Genomic DNA, 24,469 nt, shown 5'->3' with positions numbered 1-24,469 from the left:
TTTCCTTTGACCAAAATGAAATTTCCAATAACAGCCACTATATGATAAGATTCAGCAATCTCGTGGCATTTTTTGCCATTGTCCTTTCAACATCAGAAAGTTACGTTCTGGCGCAAAAATCCAAAACAACCCCTGCCAAAGCAACAGCCACAGCAGCAGATACCACAAAATTCGACCGGGACTATGCCCTGGAAGCGACGATGCTAGGTTACTTCGCGCCAGACGGAGCCAGAAACCCGACTTTAAAAGCCAATAAAGGTGATAAAGTACGCATAAAGATCACCAATGGCGAGCTGATGACGCACGACATTTCCCTGGAAAAGCTTGGGCTGAAAAGCAAGGTAATCCTCGAAAAAGGGTCGAGCACAAGCATTAATTTCGTTGCGAAGGAAAGCGATACCTATTTTTGCTCGATACCAGGGCACCGCGCTGCGGGTATGGTAGGAAATTTTGAAGTAGTAGAAGGGGAGGTCAATGAAAAGACCGTTGCTGGTCAACTTCCCATGAAAGACGGCCAACCGGTAAACCTGAATTTTGAAACAGGTACAATAAAGGATTGGACGGCAACAGGCGATGCCTTTACGAACCCGCTTTTTAATTCAGATCCTTCTCCGGTTCATGAAAAGGAAATGCAGATCGGTTTTGATGGCAAATATTTTCTGAGCAGCGGCGGAAACACCAATTATAAACTCACCGGAACATTAACTTCTGTCCCATTCAAAGTAACCCAACCATTCGCCGCATTCAAAGTATCCGGCGGCGCATTGGTGGACACGCGGGTAGAACTTGTATTAGCCGGGACGGACAGCGTTATTTACCACATTACCGGACAAGGCCGCGCAACTTTACAACCTGCTGTCGTTGATTTGCAAAAATATTTAAACAAAGAAATCTTCATCCGGATCATTGATAATGAGACCGGAATCTCGCAAATCCCATACATTGCCAATGATAAATGGGCACATATCAACTTCGATGAGTTCCTGCTATACCCAAGTCGGCCCGAATTTTCCAATGAACTAAGACAAAAGGATATCATTATCCTCCCGCCGTTAGACCCTGTTCTCAATGCCGGACTTTCGGGCGAAAAAGCCGCCGCAGCAATGACGCCACCCAAAGGTTTCAAGATAACCCTGGCGGCGTCTGAGCCGGAGGTGGTAAAACCGATTGCGTTTACAATTGATCCAAAAGGCAGGCTGTGGGTGGTGGAAGGGCATACTTACCCCGTTCGCGCTCCGGAAGGACAGGGCAGGGACCGCATCCTGATCATGGAAGACACCAATGGTGATGGAACATTGGATAGTAAGAAGGTTTTTGCAGAAAATCTCAACCTGATCAGTGGAATAGAAGTGGGAATGGGAGGCGTTTGGCTGGGTTCAGCACCAAACTTTTTGTTCATTCCAATTGATCCCAAAACCGACAAACCTGCCGGTCCTGCGCAGATATTACTGGACGGCTGGGGCTTGCATGATACCCACGAAGTTCTGAATAGTCTGAGATGGGGCCCCGATGGCTGGCTTTATGGCACGCATGGGGTTTTCACACATTCAGTTGTAGGAAAGCCAGGTACGCCGGAGGCCGAAAGGGCTAAAATCAACGGCGGAGTTTGGCGATATCATCCCACCGAGCACAAATTTGAAGTATTTGCGGAAGGCGCCAGCAATCCCTGGGGCATCGATTTTAATGATTACGGACATTCGTTTATTACCGTTTGCGTGATTCCGCATATGTTCCATGTAATTCAGGGCGCTCGTTACCAGCGTCAGGCCGGCAAGCACTTCAACCTATACACTTACGATGACATCAAGACCATTGGCGACCACGTGCACTGGCTGGGCGAACGCGGGCCGCACGCAGGAAATTTTCGGTCGGCCGCGGCAGGAGGAGGCCATGCCCATGCAGGCGCGATGATTTATCTTGGAAACACCTGGCCCAAAGAATACCGGAATGAGATCTTCATGAATAACATCAATGGCGCCAGACTTAATGTCGACCATTTTGAAAAAAGCGGGTCGGGTTACATTGCTTCCCACAAACCTGATTTCATGGCGATGAACGATTCCTGGTCGCAATGGCTGAACTTTAAATATGATGCCAGCGGCTCAGTTTGGGCGATTGACTGGTATGACAAGAACCAATGTCACAGCCCAAACCCGGATGTGCACGACAAAACGATGGGAAGGATTTTCAAGATCACCCATGAAAATGATAAATGGGTCAAAGTAGATCTTTCAAAGGCTTCCGATATAGAACTGGTTAACTATCAGCTCCATGACAATGACTGGTATGTAAGACAGGCCCGTACCATTTTGCAGGAACGCGGGCCAAGCAAAAAGGTACATAAGGCATTAAAAGAAATGCTTGCCCAAAACCCCGACGTTACTCGCAAGCTCCGCGCGTTGTGGACATTGCATGTGACCAAAGGTCTGGACGACAAAGAGTTAAATGAATTGCTATCTAATGAAAGCGAATACATCCGTAGCTGGTCTGTGCAATTGCTGACCGAGGATAAAATGGTTTCCCCTGAGACATTGAAGAAATTTACTGAAATGGCAAAAACTGATCAATCCCCTTTGATACGGCTTTACCTAGCCTCTGGAATGCTTAGACTAGACGCCGTGCAAAGGTGGGATGTGGTAGAAGCATTGATGCAACGGGACGAAGACAAGGACGATCATAACCTGCCCTTGATGGTGTGGTATGCAGCAGAGCCGCTGGCGGCATTAGATATGAAACGTGCTTTGCAAATGGCGGAGAAGGCAAAATTCTCAAAAATACTGCCATATACCATTCAACGTGTCGCGGCGATAGGTACCGAAGATTCCAAAAAAGTTTTGAAAGACCTGAACCAGAAACTCGGCCAAAGCGGCTCTCATGAAAAGCATGAAAGCCAGATGCTGATTGGTAAGGTGTTGGATGAGTGAGCTCATACCAGTTTGTTCAGTGTCTTAATCAAGTCAGGCAAAAAAGAGGTTTTTACTTCCCAGACAATGCTGTAATCAATGCGGAAATAATCATGGACTATTCTGTTTCTGAATCCTCGGATACGATGCCAATCTAATTCAGGGTGTGAATCTTTGAAATCATAAGGAAGGCGGTTCGCTGATTCACCAATTATCTCAAAATTTCTGATAACAGCGTCGACAGTCTTACCGTCTTGTATAAATTCATCAAATGACAAGCTTTCTGGGTTGCAGAATTTTGCGCCCGCTTTCGATCATATCCTCGATTAGTAGCTGCTGGTTTCGTTTAGACATAGATGATCTCGCCTAAAATAGCCTGATAATATTTGTCCTTGATGCCTTTTTTTGATACGAGATCAATCTGCTTTTTAATTTTTTCCTCAATGTAATTTGCGAGGTCAACAAACTCAATTCCGATGGGCTGACTAAAATCAACAATGATATCTATGTCACTCGAAGAGGTGAAGTCATTTCGAACGATGGATCCAAACAAGCCAATCGAACTCACATGAAATTTCTCTATGAGTTCTGGTTTCAGCTGTCTAAGAGTTTGTTGGATAAATATTAATTCTGTCATATCACAAATATATAAAATGTTGCTACGCTTAACAATGCAGGCAAAACCGGTAGTTCTGACCCTTTAATGCCTTCTCAATACAATTAGTTGCAAGCACTTATATGATTGAAAATCAGATGAAAAAGAAAATTTATTATCATTGGACACGTGTTGCGAGTTTGTCCTTCATGTTGTGTTTTGCACTTCACAATTCTTCTGCTCAACCCGTCCAATCCCCCGTCACCCACGGCTTCAAAAAAACCAAAATTACCGGCGATTTTATATCTGAGGGAGCTGCTGTCGCCGACCTCAACAAAGATGGAGAGCTTGATATCATCGCCGGATACTATTGGTTTGAGGCACCGTCCTGGACTAAGCATGAAATGGCGCCGTCGCGGGTTTTTGATCCCAAAAAAGAATATAGTAATTCCTTTCTGAACATCGGCATGGATGTAAATCTCGACGGCTGGGCGGACGCAGTGATCATTGACTTTCCTGGAAAACCAGCATTTTGGTTTGAAAATCCGCAAAACAAAGCGGGGGAATGGAAGAAACACTTTATCGCAGATACGACTGGTATCGCCAATGAGTCACCTGGCTTCATAGATATCGACGGCGACGGCCGCATGGAAATTCTATGCGGCGATAAGGCGAAGAAGCAGATCGTATGGTTGCAGGCGCCCACTAAAAAAGAAGAAACGGAATGGAAAAAATATCCTTTAAGCAAGCCCAATGTCGCAGGGACGGAAAATTTTTCGCACGGAATTGGGTATGGAGATGTAGACAAGGATGGACTGCCGGATGTGGTCGTTCGCGAAGGCTGGTTTAAAGGTACCAAGGATAACAAGGCTGGAAACTGGGAATTTATGCCAGCTAACCTGGGTGAACCTTGTTCGCATATGCAGATATTGGATGTGAATGGGGATGGAAAAACTGATGTCGTCAGTGCCTCGGCGCATGCGCTGGGAATTTGGTGGCATGAGCAGATCAACGACGGTGGTAAGATCGATTTCAAAACACACTTGGTCAGCAAAACCACGGCACAAACCCATTCCGCTATTATGGCGGACCTGAACGGCGATGGAAAGAAGGATTATATCACCGGAAAGCGCTTTCTAGCCCACCACGGCCGTGACCCCGGTGATAGCGATCCTGCTTTTTTATTATGGTTTGAAATTACGCCAGGAAAAGCACCTTACTTCATTGAACATCAAATCGATAAAGATTCCGGCTCTGGGTTGAATGTGACCGTTGAAGATATGAACGGCGACAAACAGCCAGACATCATCGTCGCCAACAAAAACGGCGTTTTCCTATTCGAAAACTTTCTAGAAAAATGACTGGCAAGTATCAACAACCCGAGCGCATTAACCGAAATTCCTCATATCTACTTTTTCTTTTTCTCCTTCTTCCCCTTATCCCTTTCCTCCTTCTTCCCTTGTCCCCCCTTCTTCTCATCCTTTGAAAAAACCTTCTGCAAAAAAGTCTTCTTCTCTTCTTTGGGCGATTTTACAGAGGCAATGCTGATTTCATTGTCAATGCTGGGCTGCAGGGCGCTAATAAATGCGTTTTGAAGAATATTAGTAATTGCAAGCCAGATGTTGGTTTTCGGTTCGTCCAATCTGCCCTTGAAAGGAATTTTAGTGGCAACCTGGTCTTTGCGCTGATTTTCAAAAAGTTCACCAACACCTCCTGCAACCGCTTCCCACATTTGGCGGAAAATATTGTCCTTCCTGTCTTCCTTACCCAAAATGTCCAGATCCTGGATCAGCGGCTTTACATAGCCAGTAAATGCATTGTCCTTCGCAGCGACTTCTGTATATAGCCCAAAACTTCCTTTGTTCACATCAATCTTAGCATAAGCCTGGAAAAAGTCGTTTAACTTGACAAGATTGGTATTTTTTAGCTCCGCACTCATATCGAAAGTCGGGTTTTCCGCCAGTGGGTTCAGCTTCGCGTCCATCCGCAATGTTCCTTCGTACACATTGGCGGTGGCATTGATGGAAGCCGGAAGTACGGCCGAGGAATCGTAACTGTTTCTCAGGTTTTGGGCCAATAAATGCAGATTGGTCATTGCAATATCAACCTTTGGCTTAGAAGTGAAATCGTTGTATTGGATCTTGCCATTGTTGATCTCGCATCGGTTAATGTTGAGCGGCATAAATTTGTCCAGGACTTTTCGGAAATCTGCTGAATCCTTTACAATCTCTTTGGGTTCGACCTTATCTTTTGTAAAAAGCAGAAAAGGTTCTTGAAAAGTAAGCTCGCCTACAATGGTCCCTTTGAAAAGTGCCTTCCATTCTACCGAAAGGTCAATTTTAGATGAAGCAAAAAATGGGGTTTGTTTTCCGGTTATTGTATCAGCCTTATTGAGGTAAATGCTGTCGATCTGATAAGCGCCACGAATACTGGCCAGATCAATATCCTCAATATGACCGTAATAGCCATTCATATTGGCCAGACTCTTATTGGCATAATGCAGTACGATGTATGGTAATATCAGCCGGATAACGACGATTAGGGCAATAAAGGCGATAAAAAATATTGCAATCCTTCTTTTCCTTGATCTTTTATGTGGGGTGGGTTCCTGAACCATGTTTGAGACTGTTATATATTCACTATTTTCAACTGAAAACAGACCAATAAACAATCATACCAAAAGGTTTTTTGAAAGAATTTGAAATTTTTTACCAGCTTTTGTCCAATCCCGAATTACCCAATCGTCATTGGTTTTTAACCTTTAAAATTTACTGTAATGAAAGACTTCTTATTAATTTTCAGAGCCGAAGGACGTCCGGGACCAGCACCTTCACCCGAAGAAATGCAAGCTAGTATGAAAATGTGGATGGATTGGATCGGCGGTATCGCCGCACAGAACAAATTGGTTGATCGGGGAAACCGCTTATTGTCCGATGGCAAAGTAATGCGTCCCGGCCAGGTCATTACCGATGGCCCGTACACAGAAATCAAGGAATCGATTGGTGGCTACACCATTGTAAAAGCCGAATCTCTGGAAGACGCCACCGCACTGGCTGAAGGCTGCCCGATATTGGGTTTTGGCGGCAGCGTGGAAGTGAGGGAGATTGGAAGCATGTAAGGATTTGCAGGATCAGAACGAAATATTACCGCATCTTTTCAGGACAGAATATCGGAAAATAACCGCTGTTCTGTCCAAACTTTTTGGTCTCGAGCATATCGAGATTGCGCAGGATATTGCGAGTGACACATTCTTGCAAGCGTCGGAAACCTGGGGAATAAAAGGGCTGCCCGAAAACCCAACGGCCTGGCTTTACACCGTCGCGAAAAACAAGGCGAAGGATTATCTCAAACGGAATACGCTTTTCAATCAGAAAATTGCCAAGCAAATCACCTATGAGCAAACCAGTTCAGTACCATCCGGCTGGGAGGATATCGAGATCGACCTTTCGGACCGTAACATTACCGACAGCCAGCTTCAGATGATGTTTGCAGTTTGTCATCCGTCTATCCCTGCTGAGGCGCAAATTGGGTTGTCTCTTAACATTCTTTGCGGTTTCGGGATCAGTGAAATTGCAGCGGCATTTTTAACCAATAAGGAAACCATTAACAAGCGGCTTTTCAGGGCGAGGGAGAAATTGCGCCTTAATGATGTGAAAATAGAGTTTCCAGGCACGTCAGAGATCAACAAACGCCTTGAAAATGTTTTGACAACCCTTTATCTTCTTTTCAATGAAGGTTACTATGCCGCTGGCAGCGATGTCACATTGCGGAAAGACGTATGCCTGGAAGCCATGCGACTTACTAATCTGCTGCTGGAAAGTAAAATTACGAGTCAACCGCCTGTGTATGCATTGCTTGCATTAATGTGTTTCCATTCGTCCAGGTTTGAAGCCCGGATTGATTCTCAGGGCGAAACCGTACTTTATCAAGACCAGGACGAGTTGCTTTGGGACGAAGACCTTATCAGGCAGGGGGAGTATTTTATGAACCAGGCTTCTTTCGGACACCAGCTCTCCAAATACCACCTGGAAGCGGGAATTGCCTATTTTCATACAATTAAAACTGACACAAAGGAGAAGTGGGAAAGCATTTTGCAGCTTTATAACCAATTGCTGATCATCGAATATTCGCCGATGGCAGCGTTGAACCGGACATTTGCATTATCAAAAGCAAATGGGAAAGAGGCAGCAATCAAAGAAGCCGAAAAGTTGGATCTGACCAATCATCATTTGTACCACATGTTGCTGGGCGAGATGTATACGGGCATTGATAATCATAAAGCGATGGGACATTTCAAGACTTCCTTCGAACTGACCAAATCCAAAGCGGATCAGAGAGTTATTTCGAAGAAGATTGCACTCCTATCACCTTAAGCAGATTCTCCTTGTAATTTCTTCCAATCGGAATCTGATTTACTCCAAGGATGATCCTGTTTTTTTCAATGCGTTTAACCCTATCCAGTGCGACGATGAAGGATTTGTGGACGCGGATAAAGTGGCTTGCGGGAAAAATTTCGTGCATCGCTTTAATGGAACCTTTGATCACAATCTTGCCTTTTCCGGCATGGATAATGGCATAATCCTTCAAGCCTTGAATGTGTGTTACCTCATTGAAATCCAGCAAAATACGCTGTACGCCGCTTTTCACCATTACCGATCCCAGTTTCTGCTCGCCCGGATCTTTCTCAATTTTCGTATTTTCATCCTTTAAGGCCAGAAAATCCTGTACTTTTTCCAATGCGTGTGAAAACCGATCATAGGAGATCGGTTTTAGCAAAAAATCAATAACACCCAACTCAAATCCTTCGAAAGCATAATTCCGATAGGCAGTTGTGAAAACGGTTACCGGCGGTTGTGAAAGTGCTTTCAGGAAATCAATACCATTCATTTCCGGCATCTCAATGTCTAAAAAAAGGACATCGGCGTCATGTTCCTGAAAGTATTTTAATGCTTCTGACGCATTCCCGAATTGGATAACGGTATGCGCTATACCTGATTTTAACAGATAACCTTCAATAATTTCCCTAGCCAGCGGCTCGTCGTCAATGATGACACAATGGATCATTCTAAACAAATTAATTAACTACCCGATTGAATGTATAACTCAGGTAATCATCGCCTTTCATGAGATTTTTATTACTGTCAAGAATGAACAACACATTATCATCTCCCCTTTCAAAAGAAACAATGATTGATCGGGCTTATCCGGGTTCAATTGCACAACAACGGCGTCGGGATTGTTGGGCGTTCCTTTTAATATAATGCATTGACCTTCCATAGCTTTGTCGCGGAACAAGGAGCCTTCCCATTTGTAAGTAGTGAGTTTCCCGGTTGCCGGGTCCTGGAAAAAAGTAAAGCTCCATTTTAGTTTCTCGCAGGTACTCTCCACCGGCATTTTTAATTCTTCCGCCATTTCCTGGCACCGTACCCGTCCGTGAAAAACTCCCCAGATATTGGCGCCTTCCGCAACTGGAATGCGGGTCGTGGTTTTTGATGGAACGTTCAGCAGATTTTTTGATTGGGAAAAAGCATTTGCGAATGCCAGCGTCAGGATCACTACCAATATTTTTTTCATCGCCCTCATTGTTTGTTCAAAGTATAACTGTAACCTGCATTTCCGATCATTAAATTCCCTTTTAAATCGAGCAAATGGAGTACGTTTTCATCCAGTTTTAGAAAAGAAATTGATCCCTTGCCTGAATCGGGAGTCAGTTTATAAACATCCGTTCCGGCGCTTGGAGCAGTACTTTTAGTACTAGACCATTGTCCTTTTAATGCTTTGGTAAAGCCCCCATTCATAAAACCTTCGGTGCCTGGCTTTGTCATGCCATAGGTGTAGGTCAATTCGAAGCGGGTGGGCGACTGGTTCCGTGGATCTTTGTGCAACGAGAGCCGCCATTTGATCATTTCGCAATCCAGGTCTTTTGGTATATCGAGATAATGTCGCGCAACCGCGTCGCATGGACTGGCGGATACATACGTGACAGGATCGGGGGAAGAACTGGTGGCCATTACCGAGGCAAAAGTCAGTGTCATCAGGATTAAAAATCTTGTAAATTTCATGGCTAAGAGGTTTAAGCAGGTTGCAATTTGATTTCCATAAATACTTTGAAACTATCCTTCGTATCGTCAATCCGCAAAAGGTGGGATGCCGGATAGAGCAGTTCCAGCCGTTTGCGCAGGTTTTCCAGGCCAATCCCGCCTTTTCCCTCCGCGGGCAAAGTGGCCGATTTGTTGTTTTCAACCGTCACTTCCAAAACAGATTGATTTACATTGATCTTCCCATGCAGCCAGCCATTTTCCGCTTTTTTACTAAGTCCATGTTTGAATGCATTTTCGAGCAGCGGCAGTAGCAGAAGTGGGGCGATTTCTTTACCATCCGGATTCCCGGCAACTTCAAACGAAATGTCCGGATTGTTATCATAACGGATCCTTTCCAATGCAATGTAATTATGCAAGTAACTGATTTCCTTATCAAGCGCAACTTTCGGATCGTCGCTGTCATAGAGCATATATTCCATCATTTCCGACAATTTCATAACCACTTCCGGCGCCTGATCAGATTTCTTTAACGTCAACGCATACAGGTTATTAAGGATATTGAAGAGGAAATGCGGGTTTACCTGTGACCGCAGAAAGTTGACTTCCGCATTCAGCTTTTCGACCAGTATTTTTTGAAGAATCCTTTGCTGTTCGTACCAGTCAATACTCAGTTTGAGTGCAACCATTAATGCCAGGTACCACATCGTACTGAAAAAATTGTATGATAGTGTTTCGATCCAATTGCTGTTCCGCATGGGGCCGATGATGAATCCGTAGAGGTAGTAATCGAAAAGACATTGAACGACGAGGTAGCACAGGATGGATAATATTACCAGGCTGAAGTATTTCAAATAACGCTTTTTGAGCAGGTAGCGCGGTAAAAAATAGTGCAGGTTTAGGTAAGCGATCAGGATCAGCAAGGTGATACGGCCGACCACGCATAATGTAAAGTAGTTTAAACTGGCCTTGTAAATCAGGTACCTTTTTTCATACATAAAAAACCCCGTAATCAGGATCCAGTATGCCGCATGCACCAGCGCATATTTGGCCGTCACCGGCCGGCTGGAGAAAGGAAACCGGACCTGCTTATCAAGGACGCTCATATCATTTTCAGGCTTTTACATTCGGGTGTAAATGAATGTAAAAGAATGCACTAACCGAAATTATATCGACCAATGTGCCAAAAAGTAGATGTCGGGAGGGTTGAATGTTCCTCGATAATCAATGGCTATCGATTCCGAGAAGAAATCTCTAATTCAGGTTCAAGCCAACTGCCAGGCCGAGATAAGGTTTCCCTTGGTAAATCCACAAATGTTTATTTTCATCCAAAAGATGATCTATCCCTCCGACCAGACCGAAAGTGAAGTTTTCCAGTCCCATGATGAATGCGATGCCTTTGGACCAGGCGAGCCCGTCGTATTCAATGTTGATGCCATTGTTAGTTACCCAGGAATTCAGCGGCGTGAGGCCGAAGCCGGTGATGAATCCGGCCGAAATGCCGTAATGCTTGGTTTTTTCATGAATGCGACCAATTGGGTCTTTCTCAAAAGCGAGACGGTAAACGTCGGTGCGATAACCCAGATACACAGCTCCGTTAAGATGGTTACTGAACTGTTTCGGAAAAGTAGGCGCGGATGGACGGAATTTGATCGGTATTGTTAGGATGTCCACATCAAAGCCTTTCTGCCAGTACTTGTTGGCGCCGATCGTTTCAACGGCGGTTTTTTGAGGATATGTTTGTTTGACAAGCTGGGACGGCTTGATGGGGGCGTGCTGCCAGCCCTTTTTTAAAGCATAAATCGAAATTGAATCATCCGTATTCTCGACATATACCTGCTCCCTTTTCCCATCCAATTTAGTATAGTACACGCCATCAGCAAAATTAAATTTTGGACTGTCTTTCAAGCTTTTACAGCCGAAAAAAGCTAAAATCGCAAAGGGAATCAAAAAAATCAATCTATATCTCATATGATTTCAACTGCCCCGGGCTTTTGCACGGGGATAAGAGAAAAATTATCTTAATAAATAGACATTAACAGATTGTTTTACTTCTTCCACTGTCATTTCCGGCTGCTGAAATGGCGCTGGAACCGGCTGTTTGGAAAATGTTTGTAAGTAAAGCACCCACGCGTCCCGCCACCAGATCGCTTCCTTTTGTTGTTTGGCCAAACGCGAAGTTACATTGGCATGAATTTCCGGATCGACTGCATTTTTAACAGAAGCCCATTCATTCTGCATCCATCTTACAGAATCCGCACCGGTGTAAAATCGCGTGCATAATTCATTCCAAAGCGTTTTACCTGATGAAAGTTTTTGATCCCAGCGAATATGGTGAAACCAAATCAAATAGGGCAGGGGGCAGGTTTCTGCATTTTCCCGTTGCTTTCTGACTTGCGGCTGATATTCGCTCAATGCATTGCTGCCGGTAGCAGTTCGATCAAAACCAATGCCAAGCGAATCGGCGCGATGATAATAACCTGCTGTCCAATCGGGGCGGGAACTGCGATTTTGCCAGGGTTCAGGGGCGTAATGAGCGCCTGTCCATGGTCGGGTAAGTCCCAGTGGCGTATTGTAATTCACATAAATTTCACGCGATCTCATCATTAGGTTTATAATCTTCCCAATCGCGTTCCGGTCTTGTCCTGTGGAAAACGATTGCGGCAAAATTTCAATCCTGATGCCGCTCTTGCCCACAACTAAGTTCTTAACAATTGGGATTTTTCCACCCAAGAGACCTTCTAAACCGATTTGCAATTCAGTCGACGCCGTTTTGCCGATTTGGCTGGTATCAGAACAGGCTATAAACGGAATAGCTTTGGTATAACTATCTCTTGTTGAGACATCTTTAATTTTATCATATTTCAGCCAAAGCCGGTATCCGCCATCAGCACAGACATTTAAAACAGTTGAAGAAAGAAGGAATAAGCTGATATAAAGTCTTGAAATTGACATTAAAGTGCTGTTTTTGCCGAACTAGATAAGCCCGGGCAGCTTAGGTTCTACTTCCTGGCGCAAAAGCCCCCTACTATTGCCGTTTTTGCACAGCACGCAAATTTCATCCGCCCGTTACCTTTGAAATATCAATTTAATCAACCAAAAAAACACTTTAACCTTTGAAATCATGGAAGCTACATTTGTTAACCCAACCGTCAAAAGCCGAACCAACAAAACAGTACTGGCCGGAAAAATCATCAGCGCAATATGCATTTTGTTCTTATTGTTTGATTCGATCATGAAAGTCATCAAAGAATCGCATTCCATCGAAGGCTCTGCGCAGTTGGGCTGGCCGGTTGACCAGGTTCAGAGCATCGGTATTGCGCTGCTCATCTCCACCATTCTCTATATCATTCCAAGGACAGCAATGCTCGGGGCTATTTTAATTACGGGCTACCTGGGAGGGGCAATTGCGGTTATGGTAAGGGCAGGACAGCCACTCTATTTCGCATTGGTTTTCGGGATCCTGGTTTGGGCAGGTCTCTATTTGAGAGATGAAAAAATCCGCGCCCTGATCCCCTTCAAAAAATAGAAGCATGTACATTTGCATAGTACTCAAGAGCGCAGCGGACATCGCTGCGCTATTTTTCATTCCCAACGTTGAGCATTATATCATTCTCGCACGACTTTAAGCAGATTTACTCGCATTTGTCCCAAATACTATCGTAATTGTCCAAAATGGCAAGTGATGTTGTTATTTTGAAGAAAGGACTAATCCTGATCAACAAATTGGCTGGGCGTTATACTATATTGTTCACGGAAGACTTTGGCAAAGTGGGATGGGGTTTCAAAACCAACCATATATGCGGTTTCTGCTATTTTTCTACCAGACTTAAGCAATTCGGTCGCTCGTTTGAGCCGGTATAGCCGGATCAGGTCTCCGGTGGAAAGTCCTGTTAAGTTTTTTACTTTCCGATAAATACTCATCCTGCTCATTCCAATTTCAGCTACCAATTCATCATTACCAAACGCCGAGTTGTCGAGTTTTTTTTCTAGAATGGAATAGATATGTAGAATGAATGGATCGGTATGTTCCGGCTGAGCAATATCCGAGAAGTTACCTGGTTCATTCAATTCATTTTTAACCCTTTCCCGAAGCCTTTGCCTGCTTTCAAGCAAATTTTGGACCCTTAATTGCAATTCTTTTACATGAAAAGGCTTGGTAAGATAATCGTCCGCACCTAATGACAGTCCCTCCAACCGACTTTCCACAGAGGATTTGGCGGTAAGCATGATCACAGGGATGTGACTGGTATGAAAGTCTGCTTTAAGTTTCTGACAAAGTTCATAACCATTCATTAATGGCATCATTACATCACTAATGATCAGGTCTGGCATCTGTTCAATGGCCTTTTTATAGCCAGCTTCGCCGTTTTCCGAACGTTCGATTTGGTAATGGGCTGGAAGGCTTTCAGTGATGTAGTCAGCAAGGTCATCGTTATCTTCCACGATCAGTACCGAAGGAGATTCATTGGCCAGGCTTCTTAAAATGTCGGATTGGGGTTCAGGTTGCTTAAAATCAACTTTCTCCATCCCCTCACCGATTTTTTTGAATGGCAGCCATGTTTTGAAAACACTTCCCTGCTGTTCGGTGCTGTAAGCGGTGATCCATCCGCCCATGAGGAGTACCAGTTCTTTCACCAGCGACAATCCAATGCCGGTCCCTTCCTGGTTTTTGACTGCAATCCAGGAGCTATCGGCCTGGTAAAAACGGTCGAAAATGAATGGCAACTGGTCCGACGGGATCCCGATGCCGGTATCCGATACGGTTATTATAATTCCTGGTTGGGAAGATATCGTTTCCTCTGCCAATGTAATTGTTATGATCCCTTCTGCGGGAGAGAATTTCAACGCATTGGATAGTAGGTTGTTAACAATAGTCTCTGTTTTGCCAGCATCAAACCAATATTCTGCATTCAATTCGCTAACAAAACGGATTTCAATTTTCTTCTGCTCGGCCTGATTTTCAAATGGCTTGATCCAATTTTGAAAGATTTCGCTCAAAAAACCGCGCTGTAAGCTCAGCTTCATTGCATTGGCCTCCAATTTGGAAAGCTCCATCAGCTGGTTAATCAGCAGCAACAGCTTTTCCGCATTCTTTTCGATAATCGACAATCGCTGATGTTTGACAGGATCCTCAGCTTCAGTCAGCAATTGGCGGGCTGGTGAAAGAATGAGGGTGAGCGGGGTGCGGAATTCGTGGGTAATGTTGGAGAAAAATTTGGTTTTCATCTGGTCCAATGTGCGGAGTTGCTCAGCTTCCTGCTTTCTCAAAGCCACGGCTTGCTGCAACCTAACCCGCTGTTTGTACCGACTCGCCAAATAGATGATGAGCGCAACCGCAAGCAAGAAATAAATCAGATAAGCCCACCAGGTCGCCCAGAATGGCGGGCGAATGACAATATCCAGCGTTCTTACATTTTTGCTCCATAGCCCGGAAGTATTGGTTGCATTCAAATCAAGCCGGTACGTTCCGGGTTTTAGACCTGTGTAAATGGCATCGGGGCGTTCCGTGTAAACCCAATTGTCATTCAAGCCTTCCAGTCGGTACCGAAAACGATTTTTACCGGGCTTGTTAAATTGCAGGGCAGCGAACTGTATTTTGAGAAAGTTTTGGTCATAGGTAAGATCCAGGCGCTGAAACGATTGTGAAGCAGCACCATTTAAGATACCACCAATTCCCGGCTTCTTTTTGACATTATTGATCTCAATGTCCGTGATCTCAATAACAGGCTGATAGTTATCGGTTTTAAGATTGGCGGGGTCAAAAGCGGTTATCCCCTCAATTCCACCTAGTATAATCCTGCCAGCTGGCAATTGGAGAAAATGAAGGCGGTTGAATTCATTGGCAATCAATCCGTCTTCGGATGTATAGTTCTGCGTTTTCAGCGTTCGGGCATCCAGCCTGGATAATCCCTGATTTGTGCCAATCCATATGTTGCCTGAATGATCAGGTATCGCGCTATAAATCACATTATTAGGTAGTCCGTCATCCGCGTTGATCCTTTTGCAGCGACCGGTTTTTTTATTAAATAAACATAAACCACTTCCAAATGTCCCAATCCACAGCTTTTCCGGATCAAACCTATCCGCAAATAAGCAAAAAAGGGAATTACTGCTTAAAGATGAAGGGTTATCCGCTCGATTGACATACCTGGTTTTCTGCCCGGTCTTTTTGTCGACTTTCAAAAGTCCTTCCAATTCTGTTGCAAACCATAGAGCCGAATCGTCTACCACAAACTGCATAACATTTAGCACCGGTTTGTCCGAAATCGGGTAGGGGAATTTCACCCATCGCATTTTAAGACCATCGTATTGATATGCGGTATTGTAATGATATGCCCAAATAGTCCCGTCGGGATCGGCTGCCAACGGAATGGGTGGTTCTGCATTGTTATTGTAGCCAAAATTATTGCTGGTTTTAGCGGAAAGTATTGCTTTATCAGGGATGGCGGAAATCTTGCCAGTTTTCAGATTGAGCTTGTAAATCGGCCAGCTGCCGCCATTGAACCACATATTGTCTTGCCGGTCAAAAGCAGAGCGGAAAAAGTAGGATATTGATTTGGCGACCGAAACAGGGATTTCGGCCGCCGGAACACCAAGCCACTTTGTTAGCAGGTCCATCGTGAAGTTGACCTCATATTTTGAGGCTTCAAATGGCGTTCCGCGTAAGTCGTATTTGCGGATTCCGGCCCCGTCGGTACCGATCCATAACACTTCCGACCGGTCGATGAACATGCTGGCAGACTCCTCCCCATTGTGCTTCCATTTCGCAGCCAATGTTAGGCCTTCCTTTTCAGTAAATCGGAAGAGCACATCATCCTGATCGAAATAGATCACTCCTTTCTGATCCTGGACAATGCTGGTTTTCCACCATTCATCTCCTCTAACCGGCAAGGGGTAGGATTGGACATTACCTGTTGCTGGGTTAAGTACATATAGGTTCTTGCTGGAAGAGATTAGAATGCCCCCGTCACCTCGGATCAGAAGTCCGCCGATTTCGTATTTTTCCTCTTTTTGAGGACTTAATGCAAATTGAAGAAAAGTACCTCTGGGCTCATCAAATTTTTGAATCCCGCTTTCGGTGGCGATCCAGATGTTCCCGTTTTGATCTTCTGCCAAACTCATTCCTATTTCATCCGAAGCAATTTTCTGAGTAGTGGAATGGTCGCCTAACTGGTTAGAAATGTTTGTTTTGAGATCATAATAGAAAATCTTTCCGTCCATCAGTATTCCCCAAAGCCGGTCCCTTTTGTCGATTAGAAAGCGGTGCAATTTTTGCCTGCCCGGGAACCGGGCGTAGGATGGGCGTTTGGAAACATTTTCGAATTTTTCAGTTTTTGGGTCAAATTGATCCAAATCCCCGGTTTCCGACATAATCCAAAGGTTACCCTTATGATCCGTCACCAGATCAGCCATAGCGGACGATGAAAGGGATGCATGACCGCCGGGATCGGGCTGGAATACTTTGAAACTCCGGCCATCATAGCGGCAAAGACCATCGCGGGTTGCCAGCCATATAAATCCCTGCCTGTCCTGGACAATGGCAGGGACAAATGCCTGGGGCAGTCCTTCCCGGGAGGTGATAAGCTCGGGAACAGGTAATGTCCCGGATTGTGAAAAAACAGGAAAAACCGGCTGATAGAAAGGCCAGCTTAAAATACAGAAACGTATGAACCTGTAAACCGTCGGCATCCCTCTTTTGGAAAGTGTGTATACCCAACTGACTGGGTTTCAGCTTCCCGAAGATATATGATTATATTTGAAAAATGCATTCATAATCAACTATCATGGCCGGAATTCAACCCATTTCTGAAAAACCCGAAAACCCCACGGCTGCCGAATTTGCGGCGAAAATGGAAACCTATCGATCCCCGGCGGAGGCTATGAAACTGATGCGTTATTTTAAAACGGGAGAAGGGGAATACGGCGAAGGAGATATCTTTATGGGTGTGCGTATGGGCCAGATCTTTGCCCTGGCCAAAGCCTACATTAATATGTCCGCAGAGGAAGTTGAAAAGCTGCTGGATAATCCGATACATGAAATAAGAACTGGCGCTTTGAGTATCATTAATCAGCAGGCGAGGATTAAAAAAACACCAATGGCCAAGAGGAAAGTACTTTACGACCTTTATCTCCGCCGCACCGACCGTATCAATAATTGGGATTTGGTGGATATCTGTGCGCCTTATGTTGTTGGAGGCTATCTGTACCTTTCTGGCGAGCCACGTGATGTGCTTTTTGAGCTGGCACAGTCAGAGGATGTTTGGGAGCGGCGAACAGCTATTGTTGCCACAGGCTATTTTATCAGGCAGGGCGATATTGCAGATACTTTCAAAATTGCTGAGGTACTTCTTGGGGACAAGCACGACCTGATCCACAAAGCGACAGGCTGGATGTTGCGCAGCGCGGGACAGATTAACCGCCCGATGCTGCTCAACTTCCTGGATAAATACGCTGCTACCATGCCCCGAACGCTGCTTCGTTATGCCATCGAGCATTTCGATAATGCTTTACGCAGCCATTATCTAAGCCTGAAACAAGAGAAATAATGTTATTTGGCCGGTGTAATCACAATGTTCTGGTATTCTACCGGCCCATGATCTCCCTGAATGTATAATGGTCCGGGTTCGCCTTCATTGCTGTCCAGCGCGCCTCCTGTAATGCCCGGAATTTCCTGGTTGCTAATCACCGTTTTTCCGTTTGCAACGAGTGTAATCATTCTGCCAATCAAGGTGATATCATACGTATTCCACTCGCCTGCTTCTTTGGCGACCATTTCGCTCGGGATGATAAATCCGTAAATTGAGCCCATTTGATCTAGCGAAGGCTCCATGCCTTTGGCGTCGGTCACTTGTACCTCATATCTGCCGCGAAGATAAACGCCGCTATTGCTTCCTTTTGGAATACGGAATTCGACATGCAATTTGAAATCACCGAATTTTTGATCAGTAACGAGGTTTGCGCCTGACTTAGGACTGCGTAAAATGCCGTTTTCGGCAATCCACTGGTTGGTAGGGGAACCCATCGTGTGCCAGCCTTTAATTTCATTGCCAGCGGTTAATTTGATGGGCGTACCCCAGGCAGATTGTGCAACGGAACGAAGTGCCGGGGCGCGTACGCCTTTCCAGGTATGGGTTTTGCCCTCAGGTGTAGTTAATGAACCGGCCAGCGATTCGCCGGAAAGCGTTCCTTCGACGGTCAGTTCTTTGTCACCTTTTTCCCATTGTTTTGGAATAGAAAAACTGAATTTTCCCTCCTTAAAAATCACTTGTGAAATGGGCCGGGCGCTGCCTGAAAAGCCGGTAAACTGGCCAACGAGCGTGTTGGTTCCTGAATGTCGCACTTCCAGCCACGATGGCAGCGGCTTACCATCCACGTCAACGGTAACGTCCCAGCGTCCTTCTAGCGTTGTGGCTAAGGGTTCGGAAGGGTTAGCCTTAATTTGGATTGTAAAAACAGTCAGTAACAAGGTCAGGACTGAAAAAAATGCTGGCCGGGAAGTGCGGCGCAGGTCGTTTTGGAATGGGTTGATCATGAGTTTTTAGGTATTAAAAATGTCAATTTATGGATTAAATTTCAATAAATTCATTGTTTAGGTTAAGCACGTAATGTGTGCTTCGCCCGCCTCCTGTAACCTTTAAGCAGCCGGATTCAAGCAGATCCTGCAAATCGCGGGTTGCCGTTGCCTTGGAGGCTTTGGTGATGGAAATGTATTTTTGAGCGGTCATTCCGCCTTCAAATCCTTCTGGCCCAGCCGCCAGCATCTTCTTGACCGCCTTCAATTGACGGTCATTAAATGTATTTTTAAAGTGGTCAAAAAAACGGGTTTTGTGTAAAGTAAAATCCAGCAATTCCTTGGCTTCGATCTGGGCTGCCAGAATGATTTTTACAAAATAAATAATCCAACGCGTGATCTCATTGCTCCGCTGCGCGGTTTCCAGAGACTTATAATAGGCTTTCCGATCTGCTTCAATTTTCCGGGAAAGACTAAGCATTACAGGTCGGCCCAGCGTTTGTGATAATGCTTTTTCTGCAAGCACCCGGCCGATCCGTCCGTTGCCATCCTCAAATGGGTGAATGGTTTCGAAATACAAATGCGCAATCGCGGAGCGTACCGGCGCTTTCTTGATCTCCTGTTTTCCACCCGGCGCAGTTTCGTTAAACCATTGAATAAAACGGTCCATTTCTTGTTGTACCCGATCGGACGGTGGCGCCTCAAAATGTACTTTTTCTTTGCCAATTGCTCCGGACACGACCTGCATAGGTGCCTGATCTTTCCGCCACACGCCGGTATTAATGGTTTTGCTTTCGTTGAGTAGCATTTTATGCCAGTCAAAAAGTTTTTTTTCGGTTAGTTTATCCGCAAATGCATTCCGCGCATTGACCATCAGTTGGGCCGCGCCCTGTGCTTTTTTATCTTTTACAGGCTCGGGATGCTTATTAATGCCCAGGTTATTGCGAATGGACGAAGCAACATCCTGCCGACTCAAAAATTCACCTTCAATTTCGGATGTTTTGATCGCCTCATAAACCATGGTATCAATCAGGGTTTCGACCTTAACATGCTCAGGGACAGCTTTCAGGATACCGCCAATGTGCCCTGTTTCTTCTGCAAAGGCAAACAAAAAATCTTCGATTTCAGATAGGTTATAGCTGAAATCAGGCCAATCCTGTTGTTGCCAATTGTATTGCATGAGCCGATTAAATGGTTTATTCGGCTCAAATATAGCCAAAATTTGAGCCGAATAGGAAATTTATTCGGCTCAAATTTGGATTATGATAGCTGATTAGTTATTAAGTCCTCTGCCTGTTTTGTGCTGCAATTCATCAATGCGTTTTGAAGCCTCGGCCTTGTTAAGGCTACTGTCAAATTCTACACCCGCTTCATCCGAAAGTGTTTTAAGATAAGATTGTTGTGCACCGGTCATCGGTTCTTCACCAGTCGTCCATTCATCCGGGTCCTTAATTGCATTGGAACCGTTTGGTATCACTTTGCTATCATTGGACGGATCCTCGATCTCGTTGGGCAAATTGTTTTCTGTATTGGCCATGTTTGTTGAAGTTTTTTAAAGACCAGGTACAAAAACTGCGCCAATAGCTTATTTAACCAAAACCTTATGAACCCTCGTTTTGTCATTTTCCCGCACTTGCAGCAAGTACATACCAGGTGTGAGATTTTGTGATGGCTGAATTGCAATGCTGTTATCTGAATTTCTTTGGGAATTGAAAGGAATTCCAAGTCCTGAAAGACTCTGCAGTTGAAGTTTTGCCGCCGACGGGTCAGCGACGTTTACATTGAAACCACCGGAAGGTGCGGGATTCGGAAAAGTGGTGAACTCCATTTTTGGTTCAGGAGCATTCATCTCGGACTCTTCAGCACTCAATCTGGTTCCAACCACTCGTTTGGTTTCGGTAATTAATCCAAAATTATTAACACCAATCGATCGCGTACTGAACAGATATTTGAAAGGATCAGAACCTGTTGCAATCCCACTCGCAACGGATCCGGACCAGGAGGATCCATTCCATCTGCGGACTGTGACCGGGTCTCCGGCAACCATGCTAGACGTCGCGTCTGCTGCGTCCCACTGGAACTGATAAACCCAGGTCAGCGGTGTACCCGACGGCGGAAGCGCGGTGCCGTGATCAACGGTGTAAAGAATATTGACGTGATTTTCAGGTGTGAAGATAGCAGGACTGTAAGAGGCTTTGGCGCGCATTCCGGAAAAATCCCGGTTGGCCGATGCAAACAAAACCATCATGGGTGTATAACGGTCGTCGCTTGGGCCAACTGGAAACCGGCGTAGCATTGCTTCGCCCGCCCATCGCGGGAAAAATTTCAGCATTCCTGTGCCATTTGTAACAAAGAACCTTGTTTCGTCCGCATCGACTATGTTTTCACAGAGAAAGTCATAATTGCCGAGGTATATTTTACCCTTTATGAAGATCAGCTCACTCCGTACTGTGCCATATTTCATAAAACCAAATTCCGAGCGGAGCTGGATGCCAGCGGGATTATTGATCCTGATTCGGGCCGCATAAGTAATCTTGTAACGATCATTCGTCTCAATGCTTTGCACTGCATTTCCGGCAAATTCGAGTTCATGAAGATCCAGTAAGGTACCGTTGCCTTTGAACAGGTTTCCGTACAATTTAAGCTTTGTTTCATGTACGCGGCCTACCAGACTTCTTGTTGGGGATGAGGAGGTGCCGGTCCTCACGGTAAGGCTATGGCATTTGCCCGGTACATCAAGAAGTATATTTCCATCAATCGTGACATTATCATACGCCCGGGGCACAATACCGGAGGTCCAGGTGCGAGGATTGCTCCACACACAGCCGCTGTAGCAAGAGGTATTTTGCTCGATCGTATTGTAAACTTTTAATGGCCATGTTACGTACACAGTTCCTGAACCAGGAACGGTTCTCCAGCCACTGGCAATGACGCTAATGGAGGAAGTTACATCGCTCCATGCAACCAATTCAGGTGCTCCGCCAGATCTTCTGGTAAGGTACAGCCCCCAGCGGCCGGTGGCCAGATTATATCGGATTACCTGGGCACTGTAAGTTGCATCAGACCGGTTGGCTCTGTACTCTATACCTCCCCCTGGCAGGAAGTAACTGAGGTAACGCCCGTTTGCGATATGTTGCTCGTTGGGATAGCCTTCCAGGGCAATTTCTGCTTTGCTTGTTAAAGTAGCGGCCAAAAATGTCATCGCTACTACAATGATAATTCTGAAGAAATTTTTCATGTCGATTGAGTTTTAGAACATGACAAAGTTGAGACAACTAATGCCGCTGATCAATCGCATGATGATGTGGTTTTTTGGGGGAATGGCTAAGCCTGACTACCTACGGATAGGCAAGGTCACAACAAACTCGGTCCCTTCACCAACTACACTTTCTACTTCAATAGTACCATTATGCGAGCCGGTGATGATATCGTAAGATAGAGACAATCCCAGGCCAGTGCCTTCACCAGTAGGTTTTGTAGTAAAAAACGGCTGAAAAATGTTTTTAACGACATCCTCGGGAATGCCGGTACCATTGTCCTTAATGCTGATTTTAACTTTGTTTCCAGCTACCGCCGTACTGAGCCAAACTGTTGGATTATAGTCTTTCACATTTGAAAGCGTCTTCTTTTTGGTCGCGTAAAATGCATTGTTGAGCAGGTTCAAAATTACCCTTCCCAAATCCTGCGAGATGGTTTTAATCTTAGGCATATCAGCAGCAAAACTGGTGACAAGTCTGGCATTAAATGTGCTGTCCTTGGCACGCTGGCCATGGTAAGCGAGATGTAGAAATTCCTCGGCCAGATGGTTAATGTCGGTCAGTTCGTGCTGTCCTGTTCCCGAACGTGAATGTTCGAGCATTCCTTTAATGATGGCCGACGCGCGCTGACCGTGGTGGACAATTTTTTGCTGATTGTCGAATAAATCACGGATCAGTTCCTTGATTATCACGGAATCTGCATCCGGCTTCGACATTTCCTCCTGGATTTCCTGTGTAAGTTCCGTATTAAGCTCCGAAAAGTTATTCACAAAATTGAGCGGGTTCTGGATTTCGTGTGCAATGCCGGCAGTAAGCTGGCCAAGGCTAGCCATTTTTTCCGCCTGTATCAACTGGCTTTGAGTGGTCCGTAGGTTGGTCAGTGATTCCCGAAGCTCAGTTCTTAGTTCTTGCTGTTTTTTTAGAAAACTCTCGAGAAGCGCATACAAAATCACGAAGATGAGTATAATGTTTGACGCGAAGGACATCAAAATGATACTCCTGGGCAGCGTGTGTTGGGGTTTACCATAAAAATATTCCCAGCATGCAGCACCGATTATCTCTAATATAAAAATATAGAAACACAATCTGGCAATGTTTTTTCGAGCATAGAGGAGTGCACCGGCGGGCGCATAAAATGCTGCCAGAATGACCGCACCTGCCTCTATATATCCTCCGATCGTAAGCTGGGTGGACATTGGAAACAACAGGATCAGTACCAGCTGTATGAAACCAAACTTATCATAATTATGCGTAATCCGGAGGTAAAGCAGGTTCAGCTGCGACACGACCACGTAAACGGCCACAGCGTATACCACATTGGGAAACCCAAGAAACAAGTATACAATGCAAAAAATGATCCCTCCCAAAGCGCTGTATAGTGCAAGCTGAACAGCCGTAGTCCGTTTTTTAAACTCTTCTTCGTCGAGGCCCTCAAATCCTAATAGTTTCCAGAAGTAACCCTTTTCAAATAGCAATCTTTTCATGTCAAAACGGAAGAATTGCTGCGTTCTCTTGCGAAAAGATAAATGTAAAATGCGTCAAGCACGCCTGTGATCACACACATCGTCAGCAAGAAGCCATCGGTAAAATGCAAAAAACAAAAGACGGAGATCAACAATGTGCCCACGCCTTTGCACCAGGCCGCCGGGTAGGAGAACATCTTCCATTGGTTCATTCTCAGCGACATGGTAACGTAAAGCGCAGAAATAATGATATTTAAAATATAGCCCGAATAGGCTCCCATTTTACTCAATGGGTAATCGTAAATATCAATATAATAATATAAAAGAGGGATCCAGGCCAGGATGCCCAGTATACTTAATAGTTTGAAATTTTTGACAAAAATCGGCAAGTTCATTTGCCTTTGACCGTATAAAAAAGCACCGATTACAATAAAGCAATCCATAAAAAACCAAATCCTGTAACCCCAGGCAAAAAGGCTTCCAATGTCTGGAACGAATACCCAGCTCCACAGGAATTCCCAAACAATGTTGCCCCAAACGGTCACAACCGGTATTTCTATGAACTTATGTTTGTGAATGCTTTTTAATGTGAAAAAATAGACGATAATCCATAGGAAGCAGCCTACTCCAAATGTGGCCAGTTCCAGTACGGTGTAGTCTTTCAGGTTTAGTAAAGAATTTTCCATTTAAGCATTACTA

The 24,469-nt window shown here is 45.0% G+C and carries 22 protein-coding genes; 6 read left to right on the top strand and 16 right to left on the bottom strand.

Going from position 1 to position 24,469, the window contains the following annotated elements; all coding sequences use genetic code 11:
- Window positions 1-41 precede the first annotated feature (41 nt).
- Window positions 42-2,924 carry a PVC-type heme-binding CxxCH protein gene (locus FHS68_RS09545; RefSeq protein WP_167269470.1) on the top strand — a complete coding sequence of 961 codons (2,883 nt, stop codon included), beginning with the start codon at window positions 42-44 and terminating at the stop codon, window positions 2,922-2,924.
- 2 nt (window positions 2,925-2,926) lie between these two features.
- On the opposite strand, the gene FHS68_RS26770 is transcribed toward FHS68_RS09545, so the two are convergent.
- Together FHS68_RS26770 and FHS68_RS09535 are read right to left on the bottom strand one after the other, a co-directional pair.
- A complete protein-coding gene (locus tag FHS68_RS26770; RefSeq protein WP_208408269.1) occupies window positions 2,927-3,181 on the bottom strand; it encodes a HepT-like ribonuclease domain-containing protein in 255 nt (84 codons plus the stop codon).
- Window positions 3,182-3,249: 68 nt separating this feature from the next.
- Window positions 3,250-3,540, bottom strand: coding sequence for a nucleotidyltransferase family protein (locus FHS68_RS09535; protein WP_167269469.1), 291 nt, complete (start codon window positions 3,538-3,540; stop codon window positions 3,250-3,252).
- 167 nt (window positions 3,541-3,707) lie between these two features.
- Here FHS68_RS09535 and FHS68_RS09530 point away from each other — a divergent pair, with 167 nt between their 5' ends.
- Window positions 3,708-4,859, top strand: coding sequence for an FG-GAP repeat domain-containing protein (locus tag FHS68_RS09530; protein ID WP_374757511.1), 1,152 nt, complete (start codon window positions 3,708-3,710; stop codon window positions 4,857-4,859).
- Between the two features lie 47 nt (window positions 4,860-4,906).
- On the opposite strand, the gene FHS68_RS09525 is transcribed toward FHS68_RS09530, so the two are convergent.
- Window positions 4,907-6,115, bottom strand: coding sequence for a DUF748 domain-containing protein (locus FHS68_RS09525; RefSeq protein WP_167269465.1), 1,209 nt, complete (start codon window positions 6,113-6,115; stop codon window positions 4,907-4,909).
- 159 nt (window positions 6,116-6,274) lie between these two features.
- Between FHS68_RS09525 and FHS68_RS09520 the strand changes: the two genes are divergently transcribed.
- Both FHS68_RS09520 and FHS68_RS09515 read left to right on the top strand, forming a co-directional pair.
- Entirely contained in the window at window positions 6,275-6,616 is a 342-nt protein-coding gene (locus tag FHS68_RS09520) for a YciI family protein (protein WP_167269463.1), read from the top strand.
- The gene (locus FHS68_RS09515) at window positions 6,603-7,871 is read left to right on the top strand and encodes an RNA polymerase sigma factor (RefSeq protein WP_229211831.1); all 1,269 of its coding nucleotides are present in this window, start codon (window positions 6,603-6,605) and stop codon (window positions 7,869-7,871) included. Before FHS68_RS09520 ends, FHS68_RS09515 begins: the two co-directional genes overlap by 14 nt.
- On the opposite strand, the gene FHS68_RS09510 is transcribed toward FHS68_RS09515, so the two are convergent.
- The 6 genes from FHS68_RS09510 to FHS68_RS09485 all read right to left on the bottom strand — a co-directional run bounded on the left by FHS68_RS09510 (window position 7,837) and on the right by FHS68_RS09485 (window position 12,491).
- Complete coding sequence (locus FHS68_RS09510) at window positions 7,837-8,562, bottom strand: LytR/AlgR family response regulator transcription factor (RefSeq protein ID WP_167269461.1); 726 nt, start codon at window positions 8,560-8,562, stop codon at window positions 7,837-7,839. The genes FHS68_RS09515 and FHS68_RS09510 overlap by 35 nt on opposite strands.
- Before the next feature lie 57 nt (window positions 8,563-8,619).
- On the bottom strand, window positions 8,620-9,072 hold the full coding sequence (locus tag FHS68_RS09505) for a hypothetical protein (protein WP_167269459.1): 453 nt from the start codon (window positions 9,070-9,072) through the stop codon (window positions 8,620-8,622).
- A gap of 5 nt (window positions 9,073-9,077) precedes the next feature.
- Window positions 9,078-9,560 (bottom strand): copper resistance protein NlpE N-terminal domain-containing protein, encoded by a 483-nt coding sequence (locus FHS68_RS09500; protein ID WP_167269457.1) that lies wholly within the window; start codon window positions 9,558-9,560, stop codon window positions 9,078-9,080.
- Between the two features lie 11 nt (window positions 9,561-9,571).
- Complete coding sequence (locus tag FHS68_RS09495) at window positions 9,572-10,642, bottom strand: sensor histidine kinase (protein WP_167269455.1); 1,071 nt, start codon at window positions 10,640-10,642, stop codon at window positions 9,572-9,574.
- A 148-nt stretch (window positions 10,643-10,790) separates the two neighbouring features.
- A complete protein-coding gene (locus tag FHS68_RS09490; RefSeq protein WP_208408268.1) occupies window positions 10,791-11,444 on the bottom strand; it encodes a hypothetical protein in 654 nt (217 codons plus the stop codon).
- A gap of 108 nt (window positions 11,445-11,552) precedes the next feature.
- Complete coding sequence (locus tag FHS68_RS09485; RefSeq protein ID WP_310588530.1) at window positions 11,553-12,491, bottom strand: alpha-glucuronidase family glycosyl hydrolase; 939 nt, start codon at window positions 12,489-12,491, stop codon at window positions 11,553-11,555.
- Between the two features lie 169 nt (window positions 12,492-12,660).
- Here FHS68_RS09485 and FHS68_RS09480 point away from each other — a divergent pair, with 169 nt between their 5' ends.
- A complete protein-coding gene (locus tag FHS68_RS09480) occupies window positions 12,661-13,065 on the top strand; it encodes a DoxX family protein (RefSeq protein WP_167269450.1) in 405 nt (134 codons plus the stop codon).
- A 179-nt stretch (window positions 13,066-13,244) separates the two neighbouring features.
- Here the strand turns inward: FHS68_RS09480 and FHS68_RS09475 are convergent, their stop codons facing one another.
- On the bottom strand, window positions 13,245-17,228 hold the full coding sequence (locus tag FHS68_RS09475; RefSeq protein ID WP_167269448.1) for a hybrid sensor histidine kinase/response regulator transcription factor: 3,984 nt from the start codon (window positions 17,226-17,228) through the stop codon (window positions 13,245-13,247).
- A 95-nt stretch (window positions 17,229-17,323) separates the two neighbouring features.
- On the opposite strand from FHS68_RS09475, the gene FHS68_RS09470 reads away from it, so the two are divergent.
- Window positions 17,324-18,085, top strand: a complete 762-nt coding sequence (locus FHS68_RS09470) for a DNA alkylation repair protein (protein WP_167269446.1) — start codon at window positions 17,324-17,326, stop codon at window positions 18,083-18,085.
- A gap of 2 nt (window positions 18,086-18,087) precedes the next feature.
- Here FHS68_RS09470 and FHS68_RS09465 read toward each other — a convergent pair whose 3' ends face one another.
- The 6 genes from FHS68_RS09465 to FHS68_RS09440 form a co-directional block, all read right to left on the bottom strand.
- Window positions 18,088-19,071 carry a 3-keto-disaccharide hydrolase gene (locus FHS68_RS09465; RefSeq protein ID WP_167269444.1) on the bottom strand — a complete coding sequence of 328 codons (984 nt, stop codon included), beginning with the start codon at window positions 19,069-19,071 and terminating at the stop codon, window positions 18,088-18,090.
- Window positions 19,072-19,105: 34 nt separating this feature from the next.
- Complete coding sequence (locus FHS68_RS09460; RefSeq protein ID WP_167269442.1) at window positions 19,106-20,230, bottom strand: Fic family protein; 1,125 nt, start codon at window positions 20,228-20,230, stop codon at window positions 19,106-19,108.
- A gap of 93 nt (window positions 20,231-20,323) precedes the next feature.
- Window positions 20,324-20,587, bottom strand: coding sequence for a DUF3072 domain-containing protein (locus FHS68_RS09455; protein WP_167269440.1), 264 nt, complete (start codon window positions 20,585-20,587; stop codon window positions 20,324-20,326).
- 48 nt (window positions 20,588-20,635) lie between these two features.
- Window positions 20,636-22,288, bottom strand: a complete 1,653-nt coding sequence (locus tag FHS68_RS09450; RefSeq protein WP_167269438.1) for a T9SS type A sorting domain-containing protein — start codon at window positions 22,286-22,288, stop codon at window positions 20,636-20,638.
- 96 nt (window positions 22,289-22,384) lie between these two features.
- Entirely contained in the window at window positions 22,385-23,791 is a 1,407-nt protein-coding gene (locus FHS68_RS09445) for a sensor histidine kinase (protein ID WP_229211830.1), read from the bottom strand.
- On the bottom strand, window positions 23,788-24,456 hold the full coding sequence (locus tag FHS68_RS09440; protein ID WP_167269435.1) for a transmembrane-type terpene cyclase: 669 nt from the start codon (window positions 24,454-24,456) through the stop codon (window positions 23,788-23,790). Before FHS68_RS09440 ends, FHS68_RS09445 begins: the two co-directional genes overlap by 4 nt.
- Window positions 24,457-24,469: the final 13 nt, after the last annotated feature.

The sequence above is a fragment of the Dyadobacter arcticus genome (assembly GCF_011762185.1).
Classification (GTDB): domain Bacteria; phylum Bacteroidota; class Bacteroidia; order Cytophagales; family Spirosomataceae; genus Dyadobacter; species Dyadobacter arcticus.
This window is presented reverse-complemented; position numbering and strand designations above follow the sequence as displayed.